At 54.5% G+C, this 15,094-nt stretch carries 14 protein-coding genes; 9 read left to right on the plus strand and 5 right to left on the minus strand.

From position 1 onward, the window contains the following. Positions 1-181: 181 nt before the first annotated feature. Complete coding sequence (gene pdhR, locus ACP3TC_RS17545; protein ID WP_313857591.1) at positions 182-946, minus strand: pyruvate dehydrogenase complex transcriptional repressor PdhR; 765 nt, start codon at positions 944-946, stop codon at positions 182-184. 524 nt (positions 947-1,470) lie between these two features. Between pdhR and aroP the strand changes: the two genes are divergently transcribed. From aroP to ACP3TC_RS17560, 3 genes are all read left to right on the plus strand, one after another. Continuing rightward, complete coding sequence (gene aroP / locus ACP3TC_RS17550; protein ID WP_313855796.1) at positions 1,471-2,826, plus strand: aromatic amino acid transporter AroP; 1,356 nt, start codon at positions 1,471-1,473, stop codon at positions 2,824-2,826. A 191-nt stretch (positions 2,827-3,017) separates the two neighbouring features. Then, positions 3,018-4,430: a glycoside-pentoside-hexuronide (GPH):cation symporter gene (locus ACP3TC_RS17555; protein WP_426816926.1), complete on the plus strand. Its 1,413-nt coding sequence runs from the start codon at positions 3,018-3,020 to the stop codon at positions 4,428-4,430. Beyond that, a complete protein-coding gene (locus ACP3TC_RS17560) occupies positions 4,430-5,380 on the plus strand; it encodes a glycoside hydrolase family 43 protein (protein ID WP_313855793.1) in 951 nt (316 codons plus the stop codon). The genes ACP3TC_RS17555 and ACP3TC_RS17560 overlap by 1 nt, the downstream gene beginning before the upstream one ends. On the opposite strand, the gene ampE is transcribed toward ACP3TC_RS17560, so the two are convergent. The 3 genes from ampE to ACP3TC_RS17575 are packed head-to-tail and all read right to left on the minus strand — an operon-like array spanning position 5,381 to position 8,069. After that, positions 5,381-6,235, minus strand: coding sequence for a beta-lactamase regulator AmpE (ampE, locus tag ACP3TC_RS17565; protein WP_313855792.1), 855 nt, complete (start codon positions 6,233-6,235; stop codon positions 5,381-5,383). Further along, entirely contained in the window at positions 6,232-6,810 is a 579-nt protein-coding gene (gene ampD, locus ACP3TC_RS17570; RefSeq protein WP_426816927.1) for a 1,6-anhydro-N-acetylmuramyl-L-alanine amidase AmpD, read from the minus strand. Before ampD ends, ampE begins: the two co-directional genes overlap by 4 nt. Before the next feature lie 59 nt (positions 6,811-6,869). Continuing rightward, positions 6,870-8,069 carry an amino acid deaminase gene (locus ACP3TC_RS17575; protein WP_313855788.1) on the minus strand — a complete coding sequence of 400 codons (1,200 nt, stop codon included), beginning with the start codon at positions 8,067-8,069 and terminating at the stop codon, positions 6,870-6,872. A gap of 187 nt (positions 8,070-8,256) precedes the next feature. Between ACP3TC_RS17575 and nadC the strand changes: the two genes are divergently transcribed. The 4 genes from nadC to hofC all read left to right on the plus strand — a co-directional run bounded on the left by nadC (position 8,257) and on the right by hofC (position 12,410). Next, a complete protein-coding gene (gene nadC / locus ACP3TC_RS17580; RefSeq protein ID WP_313855785.1) occupies positions 8,257-9,156 on the plus strand; it encodes a carboxylating nicotinate-nucleotide diphosphorylase in 900 nt (299 codons plus the stop codon). A 212-nt stretch (positions 9,157-9,368) separates the two neighbouring features. Further along, positions 9,369-9,815, plus strand: a complete 447-nt coding sequence (gene ppdD, locus ACP3TC_RS17585) for a prepilin peptidase-dependent pilin (RefSeq protein WP_426816928.1) — start codon at positions 9,369-9,371, stop codon at positions 9,813-9,815. Beyond that, the gene (gspE, locus tag ACP3TC_RS17590; protein WP_313855782.1) at positions 9,815-11,233 is read left to right on the plus strand and encodes a type II secretion system protein GspE; all 1,419 of its coding nucleotides are present in this window, start codon (positions 9,815-9,817) and stop codon (positions 11,231-11,233) included. Before ppdD ends, gspE begins: the two co-directional genes overlap by 1 nt. Further along, positions 11,211-12,410 carry a protein transport protein HofC gene (gene hofC, locus ACP3TC_RS17595; RefSeq protein WP_313855780.1) on the plus strand — a complete coding sequence of 400 codons (1,200 nt, stop codon included), beginning with the start codon at positions 11,211-11,213 and terminating at the stop codon, positions 12,408-12,410. The genes gspE and hofC overlap by 23 nt, the downstream gene beginning before the upstream one ends. 37 nt (positions 12,411-12,447) lie before the next feature. Here hofC and ACP3TC_RS17600 read toward each other — a convergent pair whose 3' ends face one another. Beyond that, positions 12,448-13,488: a GMP reductase gene (locus tag ACP3TC_RS17600; protein WP_313855779.1), complete on the minus strand. Its 1,041-nt coding sequence runs from the start codon at positions 13,486-13,488 to the stop codon at positions 12,448-12,450. Between the two features lie 242 nt (positions 13,489-13,730). Between ACP3TC_RS17600 and coaE the strand changes: the two genes are divergently transcribed. Both coaE and zapD read left to right on the plus strand, forming a co-directional pair. Beyond that, entirely contained in the window at positions 13,731-14,342 is a 612-nt protein-coding gene (gene coaE / locus ACP3TC_RS17605) for a dephospho-CoA kinase (protein WP_313855778.1), read from the plus strand. 4 nt (positions 14,343-14,346) lie between these two features. After that, positions 14,347-15,090, plus strand: a complete 744-nt coding sequence (gene zapD / locus ACP3TC_RS17610) for a cell division protein ZapD (RefSeq protein ID WP_313855776.1) — start codon at positions 14,347-14,349, stop codon at positions 15,088-15,090. Positions 15,091-15,094 lie beyond the last annotated feature (4 nt).

Here is a 15,094-nt window from a genome sequence, read left to right on the forward strand (position 1 = left end):
GGGGTATTCCTTATCTGTGTCTAATACGTTGAATTGTCTGGAGCCTGCCTCGATGTGCTCTGCTTACTGCCAAAACACATGGAGACAGGCTCGTCGTGTATACCGTCAAGCGCTGACGCTGCGGCGCTGTGCGCTGCCACGCCAGTGATATCAGGCATAGTTGCCGCGTTATATTTACGCGTTATTCCTTACGTTGCTGTAAACGTCGCAAGGAGCGCTCTCTACGACTCTGCTCCCGACTCCTGTCCAGCAATATTTCCTCGATAAACGCCAGATGGCGGTGTGACGCTTCACGGGCCTGTTCAGGCTCGCGGGCGACAATCGCCGCAAAAATGCTGGCGCGATGACCGCTCACTTTCGCCAACATTTCCCGGCGCGAGTAGAGCAGTTCAAAGTTCTGTCGTACGTTCTGTTCCAGCATAGGCCCCATGCAGCGTAGCAAATGTAGCAGCACGACATTATGCGCCGCTTCTGTGACGGCTATCTGATACTGCATCACCGCATCCGCTTCGGCATCTAAATCGCCGCTGTCCTGCGCCTGCTGAATCACCACGTGGCAGTCGCGAATGCGCTGCAAATCTTCGTCAGTGCCGCGTAACGCCGCATAGTAAGCAGCAATGCCTTCCAGCGCGTGACGGGTCTCCAGCAGGTCGAACTGAGATTCAGGATGGTCGGCAAGCAGTCCAACGAGCGGATCGCTCAGGCTTTGCCACAGGCTTTTTTGTACGAATGTGCCGCCGCCCTGACGGCGCAGCAGCAAGCCTTTTGCTTCCAGACGCTGGATAGCTTCACGTAAGGAGGGGCGGGAGACATCAAACTGTTTGGCGAGCTCACGCTCAGGAAGCAGCTTTTCTCCCGGGCGCAGCGTCCCTTCCATAATCAGAGTCTCGAGCTGTTGCTCGATTGCATCGGATAACTTTGGTTGGCGAATCTTGCTGTAGGCCATCATCCCTTCTTCTGCCAAATGCCGGAGTAAATTGGTAATACCAATTGCAAAAAGGTGACGCTAAAGTAACAAAGTATTCACCTTGTGTCTATATGGCTTCAGCCTGAAACCGGGGCTGGCTCACGTTGTAAAGATACTGATATCGTGCCAGAAACAGTGGAAAAACCCTAAGACAGCCAAATTAATACGGCTAATTTTTACCAAACCTTACACGTGGTTAGTGGGGTTTCTCATCCTTAACCATAAGGTAACGCTATTCGTCTTTTTTTGCGTTTCATGCCAGAAAAGATCTGTCGCAGAGTGTGAGCAAACGTCGATTTTTTATTCATTCTGCCGCACGAAAAGAGAAACCAAGTGCAATGGCCTGCACTTATCACTATTCTTGTCGCGGAGATAGCATCATCATTATTTTTAAGACGCCGATACTGTAAATTAATCAATACGTTAAATGTAATGTTTTAGTTACACGAACAACTAAAACGGCGGAAAGGCACCAATAAAAATAACGACATAACGAGGTTTATATGGAACAAGTGCAGGGCGATGCACTGAAGCGGGGATTGAAAAATCGCCATATTCAGCTAATCGCATTGGGTGGCGCAGTCGGGACAGGCCTGTTTCTGGGTATTGCACAGACGATTAAGATGGCCGGCCCATCCGTCTTGCTGGGCTACGCCATTGGCGGCTTTATCGCCTTTATGATTATGCGTCAGCTGGGCGAAATGGTGGTCGAAGAGCCGGTTGCCGGTTCATTCAGTCACTTCGCTTACAAATACTGGGGTGACTTCGCAGGCTTTGCTTCCGGCTGGAACTATTGGGTGCTTTACGTGCTGGTGGCGATGGCCGAGCTGACCGCCGTTGGCATCTATGTGCAGTACTGGTGGCCGGAAATCCCGACCTGGGTCTCTGCTGCGGTGTTCTTCTTACTGATCAACGCGATCAACCTGTCCAACGTCAAAGTCTATGGCGAAATGGAATTCTGGTTCTCGATTATCAAAGTGGTCGCGGTGATCGGCATGATTGTCTTCGGCTGCTGGTTGCTGTTCAGCGGCAAGGGGGGGCCGGAAGCACATGTCAGCAATATCTGGGATATTGGCGGCTTCTTCCCGAATGGCGTCTCCGGGCTGGTTATGGCGATGGCGGTGATCATGTTCTCCTTCGGCGGGCTGGAACTGGTAGGGATTACCGCTGCTGAAGCTGACGATCCGGAAAGAAGTATTCCTAAAGCGACCAATCAGGTGATCTATCGCATCCTGATTTTCTATATCGGCTCACTGGCGGTACTGCTTTCGCTCTATCCGTGGACCAAAGTGGTAGAAGGCGGTAGCCCGTTCGTAATGATTTTTCACGATCTTGGCGACAGCCTGGTGGCGAACGCGCTGAACGTGGTGATTCTGACGGCGGCACTGTCGGTCTATAACAGCTGCGTATACAGCAACAGCCGTATGCTTTACGGCCTGGCGAAGCAAGGCAATGGTCCAAAAGCGCTGCTGAAAGTCGACGCGCGCGGTGTTCCGATCATTGCGATTGGCGTATCGGCACTGGCGACCGCCATCTGTGTTCTGGTCAACTACCTGATGCCGGGTGAAGCCTTTGGCATTCTGATGTCGCTGGTCGTCTCCGCGCTGGTGATTAACTGGGCAATGATTAGCCTGGCGCACCTGAAGTTCCGTCGTAAGAAAGATCAGCAGGGTGTCACTACGCGTTTCAGGGCCCTGTTCTATCCACTGGGTAACTGGGTCTGCCTGGCATTTATGGTCGGTATTCTGGTGATTATGGCGATGACGCCGTCGATGGCCATTTCCGTCTGGTTAATTCCGGTCTGGGTGCTGGTACTGGCAATCGGCTACGCGATTAAGAAGAAAACGCAAAAAGCATAAAACGTCGGGGCGGCTTATCGCCGCCCTTATCCATGATTTCCCTGCCGCGACCATTGTTAACTTCCTCACACTTTCTCTCCTACAGTCAATTTGTCCATCTGCGCGACGGTTTACTGCTGCAGTTGCGAACACATAACCATTAATAATGTTTTCTCAACGCAGGCTACTGTCCAGGGGTGGGAGAACAGACGATGAAGGCAACAGCGCTTTCGATTAAAGAAAAAATCGGTTACGGCATGGGTGATGCAGGCTGCAATATGATTGGTGGCGCCATCATGTTGTTTTTAAGCTACTTCTATACCGATGTCTTCGGTCTGGCTCCGGCTCTGGTTGGGGTGCTGCTGCTGTCGGTCAGGGTGCTGGATGCGGTCACCGATCCGATTATGGGGGCGATTGCCGATCGAACCCGCAGTCGCTGGGGACGGTTTCGGCCATGGTTACTGTGGGTTTCACTGCCGTACGTGCTGTTCGCGGTGCTGATGTTTACCACGCCGGACTGGAGTTATGAGAGCAAGGTCATCTACGCCTTTGTGACCTACTTCCTGATGTCGCTGGCCTATACCGCCATTAATATCCCTTACTGTTCACTGGGCGGCGTCATCACTAACGATCCCGGCGAACGCGTCTCTTGCCAGTCTTACCGCTTTGTTATGGTTGGCATCGCCACGCTGATTCTGTCGCTTTCGCTGCTGCCGCTGGCCGAATGGTTTGGCGGAGAGGATAAAGCCCGCGGCTATCAAATGGCGATGGGCGTAATGGCGATTATTGGTCTGTGCATGTTTCTGTTCTGCTTTGCCACGGTGCGCGAACGCATTAAGCCGGCAGTGCCGAGTAATGACCAGCTGAAAGCCGACCTGAAGGACGTGTGGAAAAACGATCAGTGGGTGCGCATTTTGCTGCTGACCTTATGCAATGTCTGCCCCGGATTTATCCGTATGGCGGCCACCATGTATTACGTTATCTGGGTGATGCAACAATCCACCAGCTTTGCCACGCTGTTTATCAGCCTTGGCGTCGTGGGCATGATGATCGGCAGCACGCTGGCAAAAGTGCTGACTGACCGCTGGTGCAAACTGAAGGTGTTTTTCTGGACCAACATCGTGCTGGCCATTTTCTCCAGCGGCTTTTACTTCCTCGATCCGCAGGCTACGGTGCTGATTGTCGTGATGTACTTCCTGCTGAATATCTTCCATCAAATCCCCTCGCCGCTGCACTGGTCACTGATGGCTGACGTCGACGATTACGGCGAGTGGAAAACCGGAAAACGCATTACCGGCATCAGTTTCTCCGGCAATCTGTTCTTTCTTAAGGTCGGGCTGGCCGTCGCTGGCGCGATGATGGGCTTCCTGCTGTCGTGGTACGGCTATGACGCCGGTGCGAAGCAGCAAAGCGCAAGCGCCATTAACGGTATTATGCTGCTGTTCACCGTAATTCCTGGCGTCGGATATCTGATTACTGCTGGCGTAGTTCGCCTGATGAAAGTTGACCGTCAGCTGATGCAAACCATCCAGATCGATCTCGCAAAGCGGCGTGAAAACTATCGCGAACTCAGCGAGTACCGCGATGAAAAGTCCATTGAGATAAAACCAGAAGGAGTGGCGTAATGAGTAACCAGAGCTGGCCCAATCCGCTAATTGAACAGCGCGCTGATCCTTTTATTCTGCGCCATAACCATCACTACTACTTTATCGCTTCGGTGCCGGAATACGATCGGCTGGAAATCCGCCGCGCCAGCACTCTGACCGGTCTGCGCGACGCCACGCCGGTGGTGGTGTGGCGCAAACCGGACAGCGGCCCAATGAGCGAGCTGATCTGGGCTCCAGAGCTGCACCTGATTGACGACAGCTGGATGATCTACTTCGCTGCCGCACCAGAGCGGGCGATCAAAGACGGCCTGTTTCAGCACCGCATGTTTGCCCTCGAGTGTCGCGATGCCGACCCGCTCAATGGCAGCTGGCAGGAGCGCGGTCAGATCCAAACGCCAATCGACAGCTTTGCGCTGGACGCAACCGCCTTTCAGCATCAGGGGAAAAACTGGTATTTATGGGCACAGAAAGATCCGGCGATTCCCGGCAACTCCAACCTGTACTTAGCCGAGCTGGAAAATCCCTGGACGTTAAAAACTCCGCCGGTGATGCTCAGCCGTCCGCAGTACCAGTGGGAGTGTGCCGGTTTTAGCGTTAATGAAGGCCCGGCGGTGATCCGCCATGGCGACAAACTGTTCGTCAGCTATTCTGCCAGCGCTACTGATGAAAACTATTGTATGGGCTTGTTGTGGATAGATGCCGATGCCGATCCGATGCAGGCTGCCAACTGGTCAAAATCGGCGCGGCCGGTATTTACCACTCACTGGGAACATCGCCAGTATGGCCCCGGTCACAACTGCTTTACCGTCGACGAAAATGGCGAAGATCTGCTGGTGTATCACGCGCGTAATTATACGGAAATTGAAGGCGATCCGTTGTGGGACCCAAACCGCCATACGCGTATTAAGCGCTTTAGCTGGGATCAGAACGGCATGCCGGAGTTCGGCGTGCCGCCTGCGGAACAGTGATTACACCAGCGCGCCATAGATAGTCAGAATGGCGACCACCACCACAATCACTAATGAAACTTTCTTCGCCAGAGCCACCGCCACGCGCGGTGTCTCAACTTTATCCAGGTGCGGATCGCGTGCCAGCGAGAACTGTGCCAGGCGGGTCAGCACCTGATATTGTGAACTGTGGCGATCGCCAAGCGAAGCGAACCATGCCGGTAACGCGCGCTCACCGTGGCCCAACAGCGCATAGGCTACCCCGGCGAGGCGCACCGGAATCCAGTCAACCCAATGCAGAATCGCATCAATGCCGGACTGCGAGCGTTCCAGCGGCGAATGGTGCCGCGCCAGCCAGCTTTGCCAGCCGCGCAGAAACGCATAGCCCACCAGCAATACCGGGCCATACGCGCCGCCGACTACAAACCAGAACAGCGGAGCCAGATAGAAACGGAAGTTAATCCACAGCAGCGCATTCTGCAGTTCACGCAGAAATTCACCTTCACTACAGTCAACCGGCACGCCGTGAATCAGCGTCAGCTCTTCCGCCATCGCATCACGTGCATGGCTGTCATTGTGGCTGGCTGCTTTCAGATAAGCGTGATAGTGCAGCCTTACCGACCCAGCACCGATACACAGCAGGCCAATCAAAATCCAGAAAATCAGCTGCACCACGCCGAAAAACAATCCTTTCAACGCGATGAGAATCACCAGGACTGCCGCCATCACCAGCAGCATCATCATTAGCGTGCGCAGCAGCGAAAAACGCTGACGCCCGCGAAACAACGGCTCCAGACGATGATCCAACTGCCAGTGTTCGCCTGACTTGAATAATCTTTCCCAACCTAACACCAGCAACAGGCTAAATAAGGTCATGCATTGCGCTCCTTCGAAATGGCGTTCCTGGACTGATGGCTTAGCCCGTGACGGAATTTTTCCCAGTCGAATGCCGGTCCGGGATCGGTTTTACGTTCGGGGGCGATGTCGCTGTGCCCGGTAATGCGCTCTACGGTCAGCGGATAGTGCTGCATCAGCAACGCCGTTATCTGTTGCAACGCCTGATACTGCGCATCGGTATACGGCAGAATGTCAGTCCCTTCCAGCTCAACACCGACGGAGAAGTCGTTGCAGTTTTCACGCCCCTGCCAGCGCGAAATTCCCGCATGCCAGGCGCGCAAATGGAAAGGAACATACTGCACGATTTCTCCGTCGCGGCGGATCAGGCAGTGCGCCGAAACGCGCAGCTGAGCAATTCCGGCGAAAAAGGGATGTGCACTGGCATCAAGCTGACCGGTAAACAACGCATCAATATACGGGCCACCAAACTCACCGGGCGGCAAACTGATATTGTGTACCACCAGCAGCGAAGGTTCTTCATCTGCCGGACGCGAATTAAAATGTGGCGATGGCACCTGTTTTACACCGACTATCCAGCCATCTTGCAACTGCATGCCCTTCCCTCCTGTCACCGACTTTTCCTCAGAGTAGCACGGTTTTTTTAGCGGCGAGTTTAGAAAAAAGTTTCCAGCGTCTCAGTCACCTGCAGCCGATCGTCCACCACACACAAGCGCCGCCACTTATCAAAGGTCAGGCAAGGATGCGAGGCACCAAACGCGATAATATCCCCCGGCGTGAGCTGATGGTCGTCCGGCACCTCGAGAAAAGCATGCTGATCCATCAGCCTGAGCACCCGATAACCTGCATCAAGCCCCTGTGCATCGCTGCTGCCCTGCGGATAGACTCGTAGCGGTACTGGCATACTGTCGTGGGCAATATCCCGCTTGCCCAACGCGGCAATAACCCGCCCCGGCTCTGGCACCGACTGCACATAAGCGAACACTTCCATCGCCGGTAATAAAGCCCGATGCATTTCAGGATGACGTTCCAGCAGGGCCTGCTGCGCCTGCTGATAAATTCCATGGTCGTGCACCAGATAGCAACCGGGACGCATCAGCGTGATAAAAGCATCACGCGCATCCTCGCGCGCAAAGGCTTCGGCCACCAGATCGTACCAGGCAGAACCGGATGCGGTAATAATTGGCCGCGCGCTGCTGAACTGGCCAGAGGCTTTTAGCGCCAGGGCAATCTTTACCAGCCGCGCGATAAATACTTCCACTTCCTGCTGCTCGCTGTCGCTGTTAATCACCCCTTCATAACCTTCAATGCCGCTGAGCGCCAGCGCGGGATACTGTGCCACCGCCGCTATCACCTCATCAATCTGCTGCTGGCTGCGGCAGCCACAGCGCCCATTCACCACGCCAACTTCCAGCATCACATTCAGCGTTAACCCCTGCGCGGTGAAAAACTGCCCAAGCTGATGCACATTTTCCGCACTGTCGACCAGGCAGTGAAACTCGACGCCTGCGCGCAATAAATCAGCCACGATCTGCATATTGGCCTGCCCCAACAGCTGATTAGCCATCAGAATGCGGCGAATGCCATGCTGCGCGGCGACCGCGCTTTGTGCCGCAGTGGCGAGGGTAATTCCCCACGCTCCTGCTTCTATCTGGCGCTGGAACAGCTGCGGTGCCATGGTCGTTTTGCCATGCGGTGCCAGCTCAGCACCGTGACGGGAGGCGTACTCTTGCATCCAACTGAGGTTATGCAGTAATGCGGAACGGTGTAACACTAACGCCGGCAGTGAGACGTCCTGCAACAGTTGTTTGCCGCTGACCGGCACGCCTTTATCCCGAATCGATGTAACCTGCATACTTTTCCTTAGTCTGTTAGCTATTGATAACATTGATGTGGATACCTTCGCTCTCTGCCATGATGGCGTCAACTGCTTAACAAAAATTGTTTGCAAACGCGCTTTCACCCCCCGCACAAGATGGCAAGCCCTGAACAAACGCGCTAGAGTGTCCGGACTCTTAATTCCGAACTTTCGGAGCTTGATTATGACGACGCGTCGCTACGATTCTGATAGCCGCCGTACCGAACTGCTGGGCCGTATTGAAAATGATATTCCTGCCGCCGTTGCCCATGCGCTGCGGGAAGACTTAGGCGGTGAAGTCGATGCCTGCAACGATATTACTGCCAGCCTGTTACCCGCCGATACTCAATCGCACGCCACCGTTATTACTCGTGAAGCGGGTATATTTTGTGGCAAACGCTGGGTGGAAGAGGTGTTTATCCAGCTTGGCAACCGTACCCGGATCGGCTGGCATGTGGAGGACGGCGACAGCATCAGCGCCAATCAGACGCTGTTTGAAATTGATGGCCCGGCGCAGCTGATTCTCACGGCTGAACGCACCGCGCTTAACTTTGTGCAAACCCTGTCTGGCGTGGCAACCGAAGTCAGTCGCTATGTCGCCCTGTTGCAGGGAACCCATACCCGGCTGCTGGACACGCGTAAAACACTGCCGGGTTTGCGTACCGCATTGAAGTACGCAGTACTCTGCGGTGGCGGCAGCAACCATCGCCTGGGGCTTTCTGATGCCTTTCTGATCAAAGAAAACCATATTATTGCTACCGGATCGATTCGTCAGGCGGTAGAAAAAGCCTTCTGGCTGCATCCCGATGTACCGGTCGAAGTGGAAGTCGAATCGATTGATGAGCTGCAACAGGCGCTGGCCGCCGGGGCAGATATCGTGATGCTGGATAACTTCAGCGTCGAACAGATGCGTGAGGCCGTGGCATTAACCGCAGGACGCGCCCAGCTTGAGGTTTCCGGCAATGTAACCGATGAAACCCTGCGCACCTTTGCGGAAACCGGCATCGACTACATCTCCGTTGGCGCACTGACTAAACATATCCGCGCGCTGGATCTCTCCATGCGCTTCAAATCCGCCTCCTGATACTTTTTGTCATCCGGGAGTGACAGATCACTCCCGGATGTCTCGCTGATACCCTGCCGTTAATTTGCGAAGTGGCTTCCATTTCGTCTGTCACCTGCTGCTTGCTGACAAAAATGGTTGTCGAGTTCTCTCGCAGCGTACTGCTTTGCTGCTGGTGCATCGGATCCAGGCTGCTTAAGGTGCCCTCTGACAACTTAAGGAGAGCAACAGCGATGGACAAGCAACGCGGATTTACCCTGATTGAACTGATGATTGTGGTGGGAATTGTCGCCATTCTCAGCGCGATAGGCATACCGGCTTATCAAAACTATCTGCAAAAAGCCGCACTGACCGACATGCTGCAAACCATGATGCCGTACAAAACTGCCGTGGAGCTGTGTACTGTCGAGCGCGGCGCAACCACCACTTGTAGCGCCGGCAGTAACGGCGTGCCGGTGGGTATCGGCTCCCGCTATGTGCTGAGCGTTGCGGTAACCGCCGGAGTGATTACGCTGGTCGGTCAGGAGAGCCTGACAGGCCTGAGCGTGGTGTTAAACCCGGTATGGAACAGTACTGAAGGCCGGATGAACTGGCAGCGCGCCTGTAGCAGCAGCCAGGCAAGTCTGGTGGAGACCTGCAATGATGTGTTCCGTTTTGATGACGTAACGGCGATAAACTGATGAACAGTGAAAACCAACGCACGATTCAGACACTCTGCCAGCGTTATCAGGCGATCATTCTTGAGCACAGCGCACAACGGCTGCATGTGGCCGTCAGTGAAACGGCGGATGCGCAGATGATTGAAGCACTGCGCTTCGCCAGCCAGTGTGAAGTAACGGTAGATTGCTGGCCGCAGGCACGTATCGAGCAGTATGGCCAGATTGATCCGGCCCGACAGATGGCGCGCGAAAGCGCGCCTGACGAAACCTACAGCGCCTCTGCGGTAGATCTGGTCAATCAGATCTTGCTGGCCGCGGTTCAGCGACGTGCTTCCGATATCCATTTTGAACCACAAGCCAGCGGTTTACGCGTGCGGCTGCGAATTGATGGCGTGCTGCATCCGCTAAAAGGCAACTATGATGGCGTAACCGCCTCGCTGATCGCCCGTCTGAAAATATTAGGTAATCTCGATATCGCCGAGCGACGTATGCCACAGGACGGGCAGTTTACCCTTGAACTGAACGCGAAGAACGAGTCGTTTCGGCTGTCGACTTTACCAACGCGTTTTGGCGAAAAAGCGGTGGTTCGCCTGCTTCAGAGTGAAACCGTCGCCATCGATCTTAACAAACTCGGTATGCCCGCCGAAGCGCTTAAATGTTATCGCGAGGCGTTGGCACGCCCGCAGGGGCTGATTTTAGTCACTGGCCCAACCGGCAGTGGCAAAACCTTCACGCTCTACAGCGGGTTAAGCGCGTTAAATCATCCGGGGCAAAACCTCTGCAGCGTTGAGGATCCGGTTGAAATCCCTTTGCCGGGCGTTAATCAAACGCAAATCAACAGCAAGTCCGGGCTGGATTTTCATCGCGTGCTGCGGGCGCTGCTGCGTCAGGATCCGGATGTGATTATGTTAGGGGAAATTCGCGATGGTGAAACTGCGGAAATTGCCATCAAAGCCGCACAAACCGGGCATCTGGTGCTGTCGACCTTACACACGAATTCAACCAGTGAAACGCTGACGCGACTCGGCCAGATGGGTATTCCCGGTTACCTGCTGGCGTCCGCGTTAAAACTGGTGATTGCGCAACGTCTGGTGCGGCGTTTGTGCACGCACTGTCGCCAGCCGGATCACGTCATTAGCCATTTTCCGCCAGCGCTTTGGTCAGGCAGCGTGCAGAGCTGGCGAGCCAGCGGCTGTGATCACTGCTTTTCCGGTTATTACGGCCGGCTGGCGCTGTTTGAGCTGTTGCCGATCAGCGAGCCGCTGCAGCAAGCCATCGCGGCCAATGCCACCCCGGATGAACTCGCCACGCTGGCACAACAGCAGGGGCTGAACTCGCTGTTCACGGAAGGTCTGCATGCGGTAAATCGCGGCGAGACCTCACTGGATGAAGTTAACCGCATTGTGGGTGCCTGTGATGGCGAAACATACGCTGTTTAGCTGGCAGGCTATTGATGCCAAAGGCGACTTTATTGAAGGTGCCCATCTGAGCCAAAGTTCGCTGGCAGTAATGCAAGCGCTGATGGATGCCGGTCACTCGCCGGTGCGTATCAAAGCAGGTAAAAGCTATCGTCCCGGCGAGTGGCAATGGCAGCAAAAAATCATGCTAATTCGCCAGCTGGCAACGTTACTGAAAGCCGGAATGACGCTGTCTCAGGGACTAAAGCTGTTGGCTGAAGGCCATCCGCATCCCGGCTGGCAGGCGCTGTTACTGGATATTCAGGCAAAGATCGAGCAGGGAGAACCGTTCTCCCAGGCACTGAGCCGCTGGCCGGAAATTTTCCCACCCCTGTTCCCTGCCCTGATGCACGTCGGTGAGGTTACCGGTCAGCTGGATGAGTGCTGCTTTCAGCTGGCCACCCAGCAGGAGCGCCAGCAACAACTGCAAAAAAAAGTGGTGAAAGCGCTACGCTATCCGCTGTTTATTCTGGCGGTGGCACTGGCCGTCACCGTGGGTATGCTGGTATTTGTGCTGCCGGAATTTGTCTCAATCTATGCGGTATTCGATGCGCCGCTACCGGCTTTTACCGCAGGAGTCATGGCGCTGTCGCTGCTGCTGCAAAACAGCTTTGTACCACTGACGCTGGCGATAGCGGCAACCACTTTACTCTGGCGCAGCCAGCGTAAAAAGCGCATCAGCTGGCAGCGTAGCGAACAACGGCTGATGCTGCGCGTGCCGCTGATCGCCCGGCTGTACCGCGGCAGTCAGCTCAGCCAGATCTATACCACCCTGACGCTTACTCAACGCGCCGGACTAACCTTATTGCAAAGCTTGCAAGCGGTGGAGAACACCCTGAGCCACTGTTTATGGCGCGAAGCAATCGTCCAGCTTCAGCAGCATATTGCGGCGGGTAAGCCGCTGCATCAGGCATTGGTGCAACATAAACTTTTTACTCCGCTTTGCCATCAGCTGATCAAAGTGGGTGAAGAGGCGGGATCTCTGGATGTATTACTGGCGCGCCTCGCACAGTGGCATGAGGAGCACACTCACGAACTGGCCGAAAGTCTGGCCGCCACGCTGGAGCCACTGATGATGGTGGTGATTGGCGCAATTGTTGGCATTCTGGTGGTGGCAATGTATCTGCCGATTTTTGGACTGGGGGATGCGCTGGGATAGCGGGCGGCGGTAAATAAAGCCGCCCTGCCGGTTGGATTTAACGGTTAAACACGCGGTTTTCCTGCTCGGCCACCCGGATAAAGGTGGTGCGTTTGGTCAGCTCTTTCAGTCGTTCCGCACCAACATATGTGCAGGCTGAACGCAGGCCGCCAAGAATATCGCGCGCGGTATCCTCAACCGGGCCGCGCAGCGGTAGCTTCACCGTTTTGCCTTCTGCTGCACGATATTGCGCAACGCCGCCAACATGGCGCTTCATGGCTGATTCCGAGCTCATACCGTAGAACAGCATAAACTGTTCGCCATTCTCTTCCACGATCGTGCCTTCACATTCGTTGTGGCCCGCCAGCATACCGCCCAGCATCACAAAGTCTGCTCCGCCGCCAAAGGCCTTCGCCACATCGCCCGGCACCGCGCAGCCACCGTCACTGACGATCTGGCCGCCCAGGCCGTGCGCCGCATCAGCACATTCGATCACTGCCGAAAGCTGCGGATAGCCAACGCCGGTTTTAACCCGGGTCGTACAGACTGAGCCAGGACCAATGCCCACTTTGACAATATCAGCACCGGAAAGAATCAGCTCTTCGACCATTTCACCGGTCACTACATTGCCGGCACAGATAGTTTTACCCGGACAGGCTTCACGCGCGCGCTGTAAGAACTCAACAAAGTGCTCAGAGTAGCCATTTGCCACATCAATACAGATAAAGTTAAGTGCCGGAGAGAGTGCCAGAATCTGCTTCATTTTAATAAAGTCAGCCTCAGAGGTTCCGGTTGAAACCATCACATGTTTAAGGATAGTTTCCGGGACGCGCGCGACAAATTCCTGCCACTGCTCAACGCTGTAATGCTTATGTACCGCGGTAAGAATATCAAATGACGCCAGCGCTTCTGCCATGCGGAAAGAACCAACGGTATCCATGTTAGCGGCAATGATGGGAACGCCTGACCAGGCAATCGCTGAGTGTTTGAAGGTGAACTGACGTTCCAGCTCAACCTGAGAGCGGCTCTTCAGCGTGGAACGCTTTGGCCGGATAAGAACATCTTTGAAGCCCAGTTTTAAATCTTCTTCGATACGCATGACATATTTCCTGGTTAGTGGCGACGATCTGACGATCGGGTGCTGCTGCCCAGCTCCAGTGAAGCTATCATACGCGCTAAAATCGCAACAACAAGACTGCGAAAACAGCTTTATTTACGCTACAATCCCTTAAATTTACCTGTGAAACTCACTTGTGATCCGGTCCTCAAAATTCAGGCTCGTTATTGCATTAACCGACTGAATGATGACTTATTTTCGCAAGTTAATCTGGAATAGGGTTTATGGGCTATATCGTCGCACTGACCGGTGGCATCGGCAGTGGAAAAAGCACCATCGCCAATGCCTTTGCCGAACTGGGCGTTGATGTGGTCGATGCTGATGTCATCGCCCGCCAGGTGGTGGAGCCTGGCCAGCCAGCATTACAGGCTATTAGCGAAAAGTTCGGTGATGAAATGCTGAATGCCGACGGCACTCTGAATCGTGCCAGCCTGCGTCAGCGTATTTTCAGCGAACCGGCAGATAAACTATGGCTGAATAATTTACTTCATCCATTAATCCATCAGCAAACTCGTCGCCAGCTGGCTGAAAGCCAGTCTCCGTGGAGCCTGTGGGTGGTGCCGCTGCTGGTAGAGAACAATTTGCATCAGCTGGCGGATCGCGTGTTGGTGGTTGATGTTGAGCCGTCGATTCAGCTGGCCCGCACCATGGCACGCGACAATATCAGCCTTGAACACGCTAACAAAATTCTTGCTGCGCAGGCAACGCGTGAGGCGCGGCTGGCCGTAGCTGATGATGTCATTGATAACAGTGGGTTACCCGAAAGCGTAGCGCCACTTATTGCTGCATTACACCAGCGTTATCTCGCGCTGGCGGCGTCAGCGAAACAGGATTAACCGCATGAGCACAACGATTCTTTTTGAGCATCCACTGAATGAAAAAATGCGTACCTGGCTACGCATTGAATTTTTACTCAAGCAGCTGCAGGCCAGCCAGCAGATTACCGATCACCTTGGCGCGCTGACCTTCTTCCGCAATACCGCTGAATTACTGGATGTTTTTGAACGCGGTGAACTGCGTACTGATATCCTGAAAGAGCTGGAGCGCCAGCAGCAAAAATTGCGATCCTGGGCAGAAGTGCCGGGAGTCGATATGGAACTGATTAATTCGTTAAGCGGCCGCCTGAAAAAATGCTCGACCACGCTGATGGGTGCGCCGCGTATGGGTCAGCTGTTGCGGGAAGACCGGTTGATTGGCCTGGTGCGCCAGCGCCTGAGTATTCCCGGTGGCTGTTGTAGTTTTGATCTGCCGACGCTGCATATCTGGCTGCATGTTGATCAAGCGGTGCGTGATGCTCAGGTAGCAATCTGGATGGACTCACTGGCTCCACTGCGTGAAGCGCTGACTCTGACGCTTGATTTGATTCGTCAGTCAGGGATTTTTCGTCGTCACACCAGCCTGAATGGTTTCTTTCAGGATAACGCCGAGGGAGCCGATCTGCTGCGTTTACAGCTGATGCTGGAAGATTCGCTGTATCCACAAGTTTCGGGGCATAAGAGCCGTTATGCGATCCGTTTTCTGCCGCTCGACAGTGAGCGCGGTGAGGTCCCTGCCCGACTCGATTTTGAACTGGCTTGTTGTTAAAGGT

It is taken from the genome of Winslowiella sp. 2C04 (assembly GCF_050037805.1).
In the GTDB taxonomy this organism is placed as follows: domain Bacteria; phylum Pseudomonadota; class Gammaproteobacteria; order Enterobacterales; family Enterobacteriaceae; genus Erwinia; species Erwinia toletana_A.